We start from the raw sequence: 14,072 nt of genomic DNA on the forward strand, positions 1-14,072 counted from the left end.
TTATATGTAAAAAAAGCAAGCTTAATCTCCCTGCTTCTGATTAAACTCGCTTCTCTTTTTTAGTTATCGTTCTTTTATTCGGTTTGCCATGTCATAATATTCCTTTGCGATTTGTGGATACTCTTCAATGATATTCTGTTCTTCATTTGGGTCTTCAAGTAAATTGTACAATTCATGGCTGTCATTATAATTGAAAATGAGTTTGTAATTTTCATTTCGTATCATCCAACAATTTTCCCACTCACAATATTGATAGTCTTTATGGTGCCTTTCCTTCTCAACTAATAAAGGATAGAGCGACTTTCCATCTAGCTTATCTTGCTCATAGTAGACCCCTGCCATATCCAATATCGTTGGATAAAGGTCAACAAGTTCAACTAATCCTTCATAAAGGGCACCATTCCAGGTTGTCGCTGTTGGGTCTGAAATAATGAGCGGTACTCTAATTGAACTTTCATACATCACTTGCTTTTGAAACAACCCATGATCCCCTAACATTTCCCCATGATCGGATGTAAAAATGACAATTGTATTTTTATCTAAGTCTCTGTTCTTCAAACACTGCAACAGCTTCCCTACCCAATGATCTAAATGAGTGATCATCCCTGCATAATGCTTTTTCACTTCAACCACATTATTATCTGTCATGCCTTTTAAATGCTTTTCTTGTCTTTTTTTTATCCAATCCGGTTTTCCTGTATTCTTCGCTTTTATTGAAGGTGGAAATATCGTTTCATCATACAATTCATAATAGGACATAGGAGCATCCCACGGATCATGAGGACTTAAAAAATTGACCGAACAAAACCATGGATATTCTGTTGATACATTATCAATAAATTCACATGCTTTTTGTCCAATAAACGCATCTGCCACATCATCTTCCTCAAGAACTGACGGGGCTGAATACCAAACAGGTTGCTTATCTCGATGTTGATAATCAACCATATACTCTTCTAATTTCCCTCGTTCAAATAAATAATGTTGATACGAACCAACTAGTTCATGTTCATGAATAGGAAACGAGCCTGACCTTGACTTAGCAGAAGACATCTTCCCTTCCGTTTCAAATGGCATCGTATATCCTAAATGATAGTTTATCGGGGCATCCCCGTTTTTTCCGTATTGTTGATCTGGTTTGTGAAGCTCTAGCTTGCCTATCCCTGCCACCTGATAACCCGCTCTTCGTAATGCTTGCATATACGTTTTTTCATCTTTTGGAAAGTGAAAATGATTATTTAACACCCCTAATCGATGCGGATACTTTCCACTCATTACTGATGCACGACTTGGTACACATGTTGGACTATTGCATATGGCTTGGGTAAATCGAATACCTTGTTTCGCTAACTTGTCAATGTTCGGAGTACGCACAGAGGAATTCTGTGCGCATCCGATTGAGTCTGCTCGTAATTGATCGAACATAATAAGTAGAATATTTGGTTGCTGCTTTTTCATTTTATACAGCCATCACCGCTTTCATCTTTTTCTTTAGCATTCTTGCCCCTTGCACTTTCACTTGTAAACAAGGTGAAATTTCGATGTCATATTTTTTTCGTGCGATTACTTGCTTTAATTCAGCAATCGTATTGGCTTCTTCTTTAAATTCATTATAAATACTCCCGAATTGAAGACATTGATGCGTATCACTTCCAGCAACAACAGGAAGCTCGAGTGAATAAGCATATTGAAACAATTCATCTTTCATTTTTAAACCTTGATGATATAAATCGGTAGCATTTAAATCCAGCGCGTCTAATTGCATCAATTGTTCTTTAGGAAGATGAGATAATTTCTTAGACTCTCTAAATGGATGTGCACCAATTTTTAAAAGCTCATATTGGTCAGCTAGCTCTAGTAAACTAGCAAAAGAAATAAAGTTTTCTTTCAAACGATGTGCAGACAACTTCTCATTAATATCTAAAATGTCAGCTCTCGTCCCTATTAGTAATATATGACCAACTTCTGAAATATCGACTTCAATACCTGGGAACACTTTTACACCTTCAACTACATAATAATCTTCTATATATGGATAGTGCTGATCTAGAGTGTCATAGATAACTTCAAAATTAGTTGTGTTAAAATGTTCAGTTAAGGCAATAGCATCTAAGCGATTCTCTTTTGCCATTTGAATATGCTCTTGGAACCCCTCCAACGTAAACTCTGCCTTTTTGCTTAATTTTCCATGTGTGTGAAAATCTATGTTCATTCCTATACTCCTCCTTAAGACCGTGTTGCTTTATATTCTTCATATAATTCGTTCATTTCATCGATAATCTTTTGGCCTCCATCATTCAGCCAACGGTTTACAGCAGTCTCCACATCTTCCATTCCTCTACGTCCGACTACGATTTCTGTCATCATCTGCTCAAATTCAGCATCCAATTGACCACCGATTTTGACATTCGTTTCCGAAATTAAAGCTGGATTATCATCTTCCCATATATATTTTTCATTCATTTCATAATGAGCAGCAAGAGTTTGCTCAAATTCTTCCCCTAACCACCAATATGCTCTATGAAGTTCATTCCATCCACGAATAAGATTCGTCCCAATCGAGGCAGGTTCATGCTCATCCCATGCATCTAGTTTTTCTACCGTCCCATCTTCATGAACAGTATAATGAATACCTTCTATTCCATGGCGTGTAATCTCATAACCATCTGTAATGTTCCATTCATATATCGCTAGAATACGATGAGCCTTTTCTTTACTCACATTGGCATTGATGACCTTTTTGAAAAAACTAGAACGGGTTGGTGTTGTTCGACTCCCATCTGGACCTGCTGGCGGTGGGAAAAATGTTAATTCTGCGTTTGGATCATGTTCTTTTACATCAACAGCTTCTTTTTCATGAACACTGTTTGGATTCACATACTCAATTCCTGCAATGCCATTACTTAATCTTTCATTGGCATCGCGCCAATCTGTATGTAGCATGAAGTCTTTATCAAGTACTCCTTCTTCGTAAGCCTTTCTCATAAAAGAAATATATTCTGTTAATTCATCTAGTTGGGCTTGATATGGGACAAGTTCTCCATCGATATCTTTCCACTCACGCGCTAAGCCAAAAGCCCCACCACGCCAAGCTGTTCCATCTTCTGAAAAAAGACCCATTGCTGAAAAACCAATCGTATCATTTTTTCCTGTTCCGTTCGGGTCTTGGTGTGTAAAAGCATGGGCCACTTCATAAAACTCGTCAATCGTATCAGGAACATCTAATCCGAGAGTATCCAACCAATCTTGACGAATGGCTAACATATTTCTCGTTTGCAAACGGTATTCAGGTACACCGTAATAGTGACCAGATGGATTTAAAATTTCCCACGCCCATGTTGGGTATTCTGCTTCTAAGTCAGGATGGTATTGAAGCAATGGCTTTACATCGTAATAAGCGCCTCTCTCGGCCCAGTCAGAAAACATCCGTGGGTCATTATGTCCAAAACGCCATATATCAGGTAAGTTTCCGCTTGCTGCTAATGTACTTAAATACTCTTCAAAATCTCCACGGTCATAATATTGAATATCAAATGTCACATTAAACTTATCCTCAATTAATTCAAAGACAGGATTATCCTCATATGGAATAGGAGAACCTGTTGTTAACATTGAAATCGTTAAATGCTCCTCAAAATTATAAGGCTCGAAACTATCGTTGTTGCCTTCGCTTTCTATTTTTGTGTCTCGTTCCGTTTTTTCACTACTCGCTTCTTCTTGTTGAGCACAGCCACTTGTAAAAGCTAAAACTAAAAAGAACAGCACCACATTTATAAAACCAAACTTTTTCATTTCAATTCCCTCCACAACGTTTTTATTTTTTTCTCCACACCACATACTCAACTCAACATTCCTACACTACATCATTTGTTTTTTACCCTCTCCCTCCATGGAATACTAGTCTTTAACAGAGCCTAGTAGAAAGCCTTTATTGAAATATTTTTGAAAAAACGGAAAGATAATGAGCAATGGAGTAATTGTAATGACGATGGCAGCCATCGGAACAGCTGGGCTAAACAAAATATCAGCTGTTTCACTCCCTAATAAATCTTCATCTTGAATAATTAATCGTCGCAGCATAACTTGTAATGGCATTCGACTTTGGTCGTGCAAATATAAAACGGCGTCAAAATAAGAGTTCCAGTGGGCGACAATGTAAAATATCGTAAAGGTTGCCAAAGCTGGTTTTGCTAATGGCAATGCAATCGTAAAAAACAAGCGCCACTCCCCACACCCATCCATTCTGGCAGCCTCTTCAAGCTCCCGTGGAATATTTTTAAACAACCCACGCATGACAATTAAATAAAATGGCGAGATTGCACTTGTTAACCAAAGCGCCCAATAACTATCGAGCAATCCAAGACCATTTACAATTAAGTAAAGTGGAATCATGCCACCACTAAAAAGCATGGAAAACAACACTAAAAAATTGATAAACGAACGGCCAGGCAGCCATTCTTTCGATAAGGCATAAGCCATTAACGTCGTAAAAACCATATTAATTACCGTTCCAAAAACAGTAATAATAACAGCATTTTTAAAAGACCTCACAAAAATTTCATTATTCATTAAATAAATGTACGCATCAAAGGTTATTTCTCTTGGAATAATGAAAAATCCCCGTGTTACAAACTGACTTCTGTCGGCAATGGAGCTTCCGTACACATATAAGATAGGAAGTAAAACAGCTAAAGTAATAAGCGTTAAAATGATATATACGGCGATATCAAACATGCGGTCCTCTGTTAGCTTAAATCGTTTCATTAGTAGACCCCTTCTTTTCCTAACTTTTTCGTGATTTGGTTTGCGATAATCACCATCGTTAATCCAACCATTGATTTAAAGAGCCCAACAGCCGTTGTATAACTAAACTGACCACCAATAACCCCCGCACGGTACACATATGTATCAAACACATCCGAAACACTTAGATTCAAAGGGTTTTGTAATAAATAAATATGTGTAAAACTTAAATCCATAAATCCAGCCAGCCTTAAAATGAACATAATAATGACAAGATATAATATAGAAGGTATCGTAATATGCCACATCATTTGAACTCTTGAAGCCCCATCAACCTTTGCTGCTTCATATAATTGTGGATTAATAGAAGACATTGCCGCTAAATACACAATCGCATCCCATCCCATGCCATTCCAAATATTATGTATGACCCACAAAGGACGAAAATAAGTTGGGTCAGTCATTAGTTCGATTCTATTCCAGCCTGAATCAGCTAATAGATTGTTAATTCCACCAGACTGAGTGGAGAACAACATGACTGTAATGCCTACGATAACGACCCATGACACAAAATGTGGTGTGTACAAAATCGTTTGGATTGTTGTCCGAAAATAGCGAACTCTGACCTCATTTAACAGCAGTGCTAATATAATTGGAGCCGGAAAATAAAATAGTAAATCATAAATACTTAAAACAAACGTATTCCACAACAACTTTAAAAACATTCGTTCTTGAAATAGTCTTTCAAAATGAGCTAGTCCAACCCATTCACTTTGAAGAAAACCTTTAAACGGGTCGTAATTCATAAAAGCAACAGACAATCCAAACATCGGACCATATTTAAAAATGAGGAAGTAGAGTATCCCTGGTAATAGCATGAAATATAATGGCATACTTCTTTTTACTAACTTCATCTTTGACTGTTCTTTTATGTTTACAGATTGTTTCATATTCAGTGATGATTCCTTTTGCATCTGTGACCTCCCTTTGATGATGTATAGACATCTACTGTGACTGATGTTACTAGATATTCTTTAAGACAATATTGAATCAATGTAAAAAAATGATAAACTTTGTTACAAGTTTGTTAATTAACCTATTGAAAATACTAATATAAAGCCTTTTAACCTTTTATACACTAAATCATTTCATAAAAAAACATTTCTTCCACACATGTAAAATGCTATAATCAATTCAACATAAGAAGTCTAGAGGTGTTTAAATGAAAGTGCAAACTGAAAAACCAAGCTACCAACTTGTTAAAGAAAAAATAGAGAAAATGATTGATAATGGAGAAGTGAAAGTAGGGGAGAAATTCCCTTCAGAAATTCAAATGGCAAAGAAATTTAATGTTAGCCGCGAGACATTTCGTTCAGCAGTGAAGCTACTCGAAAGTGAAGGTCGTGTTTATGTCAAACACGGGGTTGGTACATTTATTACATCGCCGCTACCTTTTATAGAAAACAGTTTAGAAAAGCTAACAAGAATTGGACAACTCATCCAATTAGCTGGACTCATTGAAGGAGAACAAAAAGAATTTTTTGATATTGTTCCCGCTACAAAAGAATGGGCTGAGTATTTATCCATTCAAGAAGGTGACCTTGTTGTTCATCATGAAAGGATTCGAACCGCCAATGGAGAACCTGTCGTTTGTTCTTTAAATATCATGCCAAAAAGTATTGTCGGTGACACATTTGAACAAAAAGAACTTACTGGTTCATTAACTCTTTTTCTTGAAAAGGAATGTAATATTAAATTCATGCGTAGTGATACCGAATTAGAAGTTCCTCTTCATATCGATCGTTATTGTCAAAAATTACTCATTCACCCTCAAACGACCGTTATGTTATTAAAACAACTCCATTATGATGAGCTCAATCGTCCCGTCATGTTTAGTTACGATTATTTACGAAATGACATTTTTAAATTCCGAGTAAGACGTACACGATAAATCACCATACGAAAAGAGAGTTTAGGAAAAATAACATCCTTAAACTCTCTTTTGTTGTATAGACATCTTCTATTCATTTTTTACATTTTTATCGAAACTATTATTGTGAATACTCTGTAATACTACTTTTACAAAAATTTAACATAACCCTATAACCCTTGCTTTATAAATGTTTATATCCACTTTTCACTTTTTATCGATTCCTCTCTCCTTACGAAATTTTTCTAACAATGATAAAATGCATGTAATTATTAGATGTCTAGAGGTTAATTACATTTCAACACCCGTAAGGAGAGAAACTTTGATGCAAACTTTACTAGAGCTTGACTATTATTTATCCGTTGCGAAGTCTACCATTTTAAAAGCAAGCCACTTAATTCAATATCGCATACAAGAAAATAGATTTAACGTTTTCGAAAAAGCGAGCGAAACAGATTTAGTGACAAGTGTTGATAAAGAAATTGACCAGTTTATTACCACTCGCCTCAAACAACATTTTCCAACGCACGAGTTTATTACAGAAGAAGCGATTTCTCAACAAAACAGTGAACCTTCTTCCAATCAATTCACATGGATCGTTGACCCTATTGATGGAACAACAAATTTTATTCATGGCTTCCCTCACTTTTCCATTTCAATAGCACTGACATATGGACAAGATATTTTAATAGGCATTATATATGACATCATAGTAAATGATATTTATGTAGCTATTAAAGGCCAAGGTGCTTTTTTAAACAATAATTTAATCAGCTGTTCTTCTACCTTTGATTATAAAAATAGTTTACTATCTTTTGGATTTACCGATACAGACTGGAACGATAAAGAAACAATTCTTCCTCGTATCGAAAAACAAATTGGTACATGCCGTTCTCTCCGTATCTCTGGTTCTGCATGTCTTGACTTTGCCTATGTAGCTTCAGGAAAAATCGATGGCATGTGGTATAAAGGATTAAAGCCTTGGGATAAAGCAGCAGGAATTCTTCTTGTCCAAGAAGCAGGTGGAATATGTAGTGATTTTTCTGGTCGCACACACTCTCTATTAAACCGTGCTGAAATCGTGGCAACAAACAGATATATTCATAGCGAAGCCCTTACCTATTTATAGTCTTCCACATAAAAAGGAGAACGTTCCCATGCAAACAAACCAAAAAAAATCATGTTGTACACCACAAAGACAACAAAGTATCTCGGAAATAAGAAAGCGACGTAACCAAGTTACTGCCTCCCATACCTCTCACCCGTATAAAAATATGAAATACTTATCTGGCGGAACATTTATCATGGGGGCAGACTTAAATGAAGGATACTCTTCTGATGCAGAAGGACCAAAACGACCGGTTACAGTGGAACCTTTTTATATTTCACCCTACACAGTAACAAACGAACAGTTTCGCGTATTCGTTCAAGAAACAGGCTATGAAACGGATGCTGAGAAATATGGCTGGTCCTTCGTCTTCCACCTTCTTGTGTCCAAAAAAACCGCAAAAACCGTAAAGGAAATCGCACCACAAACACCGTGGTGGTGGGTCGTGAAGGGGGCTAGTTGGCAATGCCCTGAAGGACCAGACTCAACAATCGACTCCCGGCTTGACCACCCTGTCGTACATATCTCTTGGAATGATGCTATCGCTTATTGTTCATGGTCTGATTGTCGCTTACCAACAGAAGCCGAGTGGGAATATGCCGCACGCGGAGGCTTACAGTCGGCACGCTATCCTTGGGGCGACGAACTCTTACCAAACGGTGAACACCGCTGTAACATTTGGCAAGGAACATTCCCTCATGAAAATACAAATGAGGATGGCTATATAAGCACGGCTCCCGTTCATACTTTCCCACCAAATGGATTTGGATTATACAATATGGTCGGAAATGTGTGGGAGTGGTGCGCCAGTTCCTTTTATCCTCATTCACATCACGAGGACTATCTAAAAGTAAAAGCAATGCGCGGCGGCTCCTTCTTATGTCACGCTTCTTATTGTAATCGGTACCGCAATGCTGCAAGAAGTTCTAACACAGCCGATAGTTCTGCGAGCAATATTGGCTTTCGTTGTGTCATGTCTAAAGAAAAGAGGATGCTTTCATGAACGAAATGAACAAACCACTTCACCGCTTTTGTGAATGGTTGATGTCCTTAGCTTACCTAAACTTACTATGGATAATATTTTCTGCGGCTGGGTTCATTATTTTCGGGATCATTCCAGCTACGATTAGTATGTTTGCTGTTATCAGACAATGGCTGATGAAGGACACCCCACCAACAAGCAAAGCATTTTGGCTTTATTATAAAACGAACTTTTGGAAAGGAAATCTTCTTTTCTTTCCGTTTGTTGGCATCGGGTATTTATTACTCGTAAATTTCCGTTTGCATTTACTAGCAGACTATACATTACCTTTATTCTTGTTTTACTTTCTACTTATTGTTTCAGTAGTGTACGGACTTATATTTATATATATTTTTCCGATTTTTGTACATTTTGAATATCCTTCATCGTCCTATTATAAAAATTCGCTTTTATTCGCTTTTTCACATCCATACTATTCGGTATTGTTAGTCACACTCTCATATGGACACTTTTTACTCATGAATGTTATTCCGATATTCCTTTTATTTTTCGGTGTCAGCCTTTGGAGTTACGTGATGATGAAAGTAGGGTTAATTATGTTTACACCATTACAAGCACGTCCACAATAAGAAAAACGTGGGAGCGTCTTTTCGTTTCAAGCCAAGTGCGGAGCCCTGCCCGCTTTTGACAGTGAAACGTGCAGGTGCGCAGCCTTCGCTCATCTAGAATAAGCTTTCAAAGCATCAGTGCTAGACCATAAAAAAATCCCCCTAAATATAGGGGGACATAATTACACAACTATTTTTTCATTCGTTTGTATCTTTAGAAGAACTTGGCGAACTCTTCTTTCTTCCGCCTTTACAACTTTTATATGGAAACTTTGGTAGATGAATTCTTCACCTTCTTTTGGGATCCGTTGAAATTCCTCAATCACCCATCCACCAACAGTGTGATTATTCGTTTCTGGTGTGTCGATGTTTAAGAACCTTGCAAACTCATCAATCGATACATCTGCATCAATCATATAACTTGTTGAGTCAACTTGTTTTAATTGATTCACACTGACATCATGTTCATCCCAAATTTCTCCTACAATTTCCTCTAATAAATCTTCCATTGTAATTAATCCGGATGTTCCACCGAATTCATCAATGACAATAGCCATATGAATTTTTTGTTTTTGTAATTCATTTAATAACGTCGATATTTTCATCGATTCTACGACAAATAATGGCTTTCTTATGAGATTTCTAATATCGACATTTTCGCGCTTCTTAATATAAGCTGTTAAAAAATCACGCTCAGACAATATCCCTATTACATTATCAATTGTCCCTTCATAAACTGGAATTCTCGAATAATGCTCAGTTAGGAAAATATCCATAATTTCAGGAATCGGTTGATTGACTTCGACTGCAACCATATCTGGACGTGGCTTTAAAATGTCATGCACGATAATATCGTCAAACTCTAAAGACCGATGTACCATTTCTTTTTCCTGTTTCCCAATTACACCTTCGTCTTCACTGATTTGGACAATCATTTTGATTTCCTCTTCAGTAACCGATGGTGTATTTTCTTTATTTTTTATAAAGAAAGTGACTAATTTTTTACATTGCAAAAACAACCAAGTTACGGGATACAATACTATAATTAGATAAAATAAAATTCCCGATGTTTTAAGTGCGTACCCTTCTGCAAATTCTTTTGCTAACGATTTCGGGATAATCTCACCAAAAATTAACACTAAAATCGTCACCACAAAAGTACTAATAAAAACACCTAAACTCGGACCAAACACGTTGATGGCAATTTGTGAAGAAAGTGTTGCCGCTGCAATGTTCACAAGATTATTGCCCACCAACAAAGTCGACAGCGTCTTATCAAAGTTTTCAGCTATAATGACCGCCTTTTTCGCTCCTCTCCTTCCTTCATCTTCATAATTTTTGAGGCGAATTTTATTCACACTCGAAAATGCTGTTTCAGCAGAAGAGAAAAATGCCGATAAACCTAATAACATGACTAAAAACGCAATCAAACTCGACGGAACATCGTCCATCTAAACATCACACTCCAATGAAATAATAGTACTATTATATAGCGAACTTCCCCCGTTCACCACTAATATATCTTAATTTTTTTTGTTTTTTTAGCCAATATTTGTCGAAGGGAAAACGGATGCAACATGGAATAGTTATACATATGAATTTTTGTGGAAATGGAGGTAAAAACTTGGACGCACTAAACCAATTTACTCAAATGCACGATGAATTCATCGAAGTCTGGAATAAAGCTATGAAAACAGGAAACACAACCGCCCTAGACCGAATGACCGAAAATTATTATGTTGCTTTCTTTAATGGAAGCCACAATAAACCAATGTTCTTCACGAAGCAAGATTCATTAGACGGTATGAAACAATCTGTTGAGCATTTTTTAGGGGCGCAAAAACAGTTTAAACATCGAGTCATCCGACTTCGAAATAATGAAAATGCTGTTGTTTTTTATGAATTACTCGTGATTAAAGAAGAAGACATACTCGCAAGACTGTTTACAACCGAAAACTGGCAACTCATCAATGGCCAGTGGATGATCGTGAGGGAAACCGAAGAAGTGATTGCGTAATGTGCGGGTTAGGAATACAGGAGAAAACCGTATCGGACATCTGTTCCGCTATTTTACGTTTTTAGGCTGTTTTTTCAAACCTATCGGACATACGTTCAGTTATTTGGGCAGTAACCGTTAAAATCACTTCAATTTTCAGCTAATAACGGAACAGATGTCCGTTAGATTTTTGAAACTTATGTTTTTTGACTGAATAGCGGAATATATGTCCGTTAAAGTATGATAGATTAAGATAATAATGGGCTTTAGGATTTATCGTCATTCTACTTATCCCCATTACCACACAAAGCATTCCTCAGCCTCCTACCTTTTTTCCACTCCTAAAGAATTTGTTATTTCCCATTGTTTCTCCTTAACTCACTATACTGCACATGAATTCTATTTTCTGGATTCCTATCTACCGTGTACAGAACGATAAGAAACAATAGTTCTAATGGCTTCATTAAAAGATAAACGATATCTGCTGACCATTTCGAATGAATATGCCGACTAATTGGATATCCATACTTATCGTAAACCGCACGAATAACTTTATGTGCTCTCGGTACATATTGTTCTAAAATATTCTCAAATGCGTTCGCAACTAACAATTGACGATTTACAGGGATTCTCCTCCCCCTCCTTATCCCCGCTCGCACTGGCTTTACAATGTTAGGGTGACCGAGTGCTGATACGGTACATAAATAATGTCCATCATTATCCCTACTTATCATTTCTGGCTCTGGAGGTGGAATATTGGAGTAATTAAAAGAACTTGTATCAAGAAACACTCGTATAAAACTATCTGGTCGTTGACCAAATAAAATTAATATAAGATGTATGATTACCATGATTGGAAACAAAGAGACAATCCATACTTTCGACATGCGATTATAGTTATTTGTTATGTTCGCAAAAAATTGGAGAAATATATTTTTATATTTTATATCCATTTCTTCCCGTTCATAAAATTGATCTAGGGAATTTTTTAACCTTGCAATATATAGAAAGCATAATGAACTAAACCCAATTTGTAATAAATACACCGCCAAATTTAGCCCGTTATTTACTGTAACAGTATGAGCCAAATACATGATACCTAGAAATATATTAGTTATCACCAAAGTGCTACAAAACACATATACAATCGGTGAAAGCCAATCATAAAACAAGGTAATGCATGTAAAACTAAATAAGCCTAATGTTAACAAAATAAATATAGAAGGAACGTACTCTATCGCTAATGAAGCATAACCATTCTTAAAGCTCCCTGTTTGCTCATACATCTTTAAAGGTTTTCCCGCTATTTCTCCTGAACCATCAAGGGACAAACCAACGACTAACACATAATACATTGATATTGAAAAAATACTATCAAAAATTTTGTATTTGATTTGTCTTTCTTCTTGTTTTTGTGACCTAGGACTCGGACTCTTTATAAAGCTCTTTATCATTCGAATAAAACTATAAAAAGGCATTACAACAAATAATACATACATTAAAATAAGGTACATCTTATACACCTCTCAGCTTTATATATCATCCCTCCACTATATTAACATAAATATCCAATTGCAATATTCTTCTTTACTCCAAACAAAAAAGGTACTCGCTTTAACTACGAATACCTCTCCATTTAAATCCCTTTAATACTATTTAAAATCCCCTCTGCTACTTCAACATTAATCCTTATCGCATCCCAGCTAAATCCATCTTCGAATCCTTGATGACGGTCGTTATCGAGAAGTTTTATAAACATGACACTATAATAATCCAGTGGCATATGATGCACGGTTATCTCATACCCGTCATCATACTCCTTTATAGAAAAAGTTCCTTCTGTCACAAATCTTACATTTTCTTCGATATAACTATACGTATAATCATCCCTTAATATCATATAAAAATCATCACCATCATTCCAATGCCATGCTCCAAAAACTTCACTATCTATTAAATCCGTTTGCTCTAATCTAGAGCCCTGACTACTGACTGTTTCGCTAGGTGGTGCAATAATGGACTCACTGTTTGGAATTTCTGTTAGTTTAAGATGACTTAAAACTCCCCAATGTGTTCCGATATACCATGTAGAATCTCCGTCCATTTGATAAAGTTCTAAATCATAACCAAAATTCATGGTTATTTCATCTTCAGAAGTCGCTTTAACATTTCCTACTATCCATACAACTCTCATATCGCCTTCTGACTTATCATAGTCAATGATGTTATACGTTTCATAATCGGAATACACATAGTTTTCTGTTATTTCCCATGTCTTTAATCCAATTTGTTTGTCCATCTCCATCGTAACCAATTCCCGCGCTACTTTGAGCAAATCATTTTCATGACTCTCTAGTCCAAGCTCCATTTCGATTTCTTCATTTACCTTCTTCGCTTCTATCTCAGAATATGGCCGTTCTACATCATTTGTTGTAACTTGAACGACATTTTCATTTCCATCTAATACCATGAACACAACACCTGCTATTACCGATAGAAAACCAAATACAATACACGATACTAATAACGGAGAAAAAACATGGTTTCCTTTTGTAAGTTTTACGATGATGATAACTAACGCTAGTAAAATGAAAAGAAATCCTAAACTAAAGAAAAGCATATTTACTATATTCATTTTTCCAACTCCTGAATAGGTACTTAAAACTAATTCTATTTTACTATAAAACCTTTAAATATTATACTAA

General features: G+C 36.2%; 13 protein-coding genes. 5 read left to right on the forward strand and 8 right to left on the reverse strand.

From position 1 onward, the window contains the following. Positions 1-63: 63 nt before the first annotated feature. The 5 genes from T323_RS26405 to T323_RS0108795 all read right to left on the reverse strand — a co-directional run bounded on the left by T323_RS26405 (position 64) and on the right by T323_RS0108795 (position 5,717). Positions 64-1,458 carry a sulfatase family protein gene (locus T323_RS26405; protein WP_051556459.1) on the reverse strand — a complete coding sequence of 465 codons (1,395 nt, stop codon included), beginning with the start codon at positions 1,456-1,458 and terminating at the stop codon, positions 64-66. 1 nt (position 1,459) lies between these two features. Next, positions 1,460-2,212 carry a PHP domain-containing protein gene (locus T323_RS0108780; RefSeq protein WP_026672943.1) on the reverse strand — a complete coding sequence of 251 codons (753 nt, stop codon included), beginning with the start codon at positions 2,210-2,212 and terminating at the stop codon, positions 1,460-1,462. Positions 2,213-2,226: 14 nt separating this feature from the next. After that, positions 2,227-3,792 carry an extracellular solute-binding protein gene (locus T323_RS0108785; RefSeq protein WP_169737885.1) on the reverse strand — a complete coding sequence of 522 codons (1,566 nt, stop codon included), beginning with the start codon at positions 3,790-3,792 and terminating at the stop codon, positions 2,227-2,229. Positions 3,793-3,897: 105 nt separating this feature from the next. Beyond that, on the reverse strand, positions 3,898-4,764 hold the full coding sequence (locus T323_RS0108790; RefSeq protein WP_026672945.1) for a carbohydrate ABC transporter permease: 867 nt from the start codon (positions 4,762-4,764) through the stop codon (positions 3,898-3,900). Further along, entirely contained in the window at positions 4,764-5,717 is a 954-nt protein-coding gene (locus tag T323_RS0108795) for an ABC transporter permease (protein WP_084309210.1), read from the reverse strand. The genes T323_RS0108790 and T323_RS0108795 overlap by 1 nt, the downstream gene beginning before the upstream one ends. A 248-nt stretch (positions 5,718-5,965) precedes the next feature. Between T323_RS0108795 and T323_RS0108800 the strand changes: the two genes are divergently transcribed. From T323_RS0108800 to T323_RS0108815, 4 genes are all read left to right on the forward strand, one after another. Continuing rightward, positions 5,966-6,694: a GntR family transcriptional regulator gene (locus tag T323_RS0108800; RefSeq protein ID WP_035178228.1), complete on the forward strand. Its 729-nt coding sequence runs from the start codon at positions 5,966-5,968 to the stop codon at positions 6,692-6,694. A gap of 304 nt (positions 6,695-6,998) precedes the next feature. Continuing rightward, positions 6,999-7,802, forward strand: coding sequence for an inositol monophosphatase family protein (locus T323_RS0108805; RefSeq protein WP_035178230.1), 804 nt, complete (start codon positions 6,999-7,001; stop codon positions 7,800-7,802). Between the two features lie 28 nt (positions 7,803-7,830). Next, entirely contained in the window at positions 7,831-8,784 is a 954-nt protein-coding gene (locus T323_RS0108810) for a formylglycine-generating enzyme family protein (protein WP_026672949.1), read from the forward strand. Next, on the forward strand, positions 8,781-9,392 hold the full coding sequence (locus T323_RS0108815) for a YesL family protein (RefSeq protein ID WP_026672950.1): 612 nt from the start codon (positions 8,781-8,783) through the stop codon (positions 9,390-9,392). The genes T323_RS0108810 and T323_RS0108815 overlap by 4 nt, the downstream gene beginning before the upstream one ends. 161 nt (positions 9,393-9,553) lie before the next feature. Here T323_RS0108815 and T323_RS0108820 read toward each other — a convergent pair whose 3' ends face one another. Next, positions 9,554-10,822, reverse strand: a complete 1,269-nt coding sequence (locus T323_RS0108820; RefSeq protein WP_026672951.1) for a hemolysin family protein — start codon at positions 10,820-10,822, stop codon at positions 9,554-9,556. A 173-nt stretch (positions 10,823-10,995) separates the two neighbouring features. Here T323_RS0108820 and T323_RS0108825 point away from each other — a divergent pair, with 173 nt between their 5' ends. Further along, on the forward strand, positions 10,996-11,388 hold the full coding sequence (locus T323_RS0108825; RefSeq protein WP_026672952.1) for a hypothetical protein: 393 nt from the start codon (positions 10,996-10,998) through the stop codon (positions 11,386-11,388). Positions 11,389-11,720: 332 nt separating this feature from the next. On the opposite strand, the gene T323_RS0108835 is transcribed toward T323_RS0108825, so the two are convergent. Next, positions 11,721-12,881, reverse strand: coding sequence for a DUF6688 domain-containing protein (locus tag T323_RS0108835; protein WP_026672953.1), 1,161 nt, complete (start codon positions 12,879-12,881; stop codon positions 11,721-11,723). A 122-nt stretch (positions 12,882-13,003) separates the two neighbouring features. Then, positions 13,004-14,002 carry a hypothetical protein gene (locus T323_RS0108840; RefSeq protein ID WP_026672954.1) on the reverse strand — a complete coding sequence of 333 codons (999 nt, stop codon included), beginning with the start codon at positions 14,000-14,002 and terminating at the stop codon, positions 13,004-13,006. Positions 14,003-14,072: the final 70 nt, after the last annotated feature.

This window comes from Alkalihalobacillus bogoriensis ATCC BAA-922 (assembly GCF_000621445.1).
GTDB classification, from domain to species: Bacteria; Bacillota; Bacilli; order Bacillales; family Bacillaceae_F; genus Bacillus_AO; species Bacillus_AO bogoriense.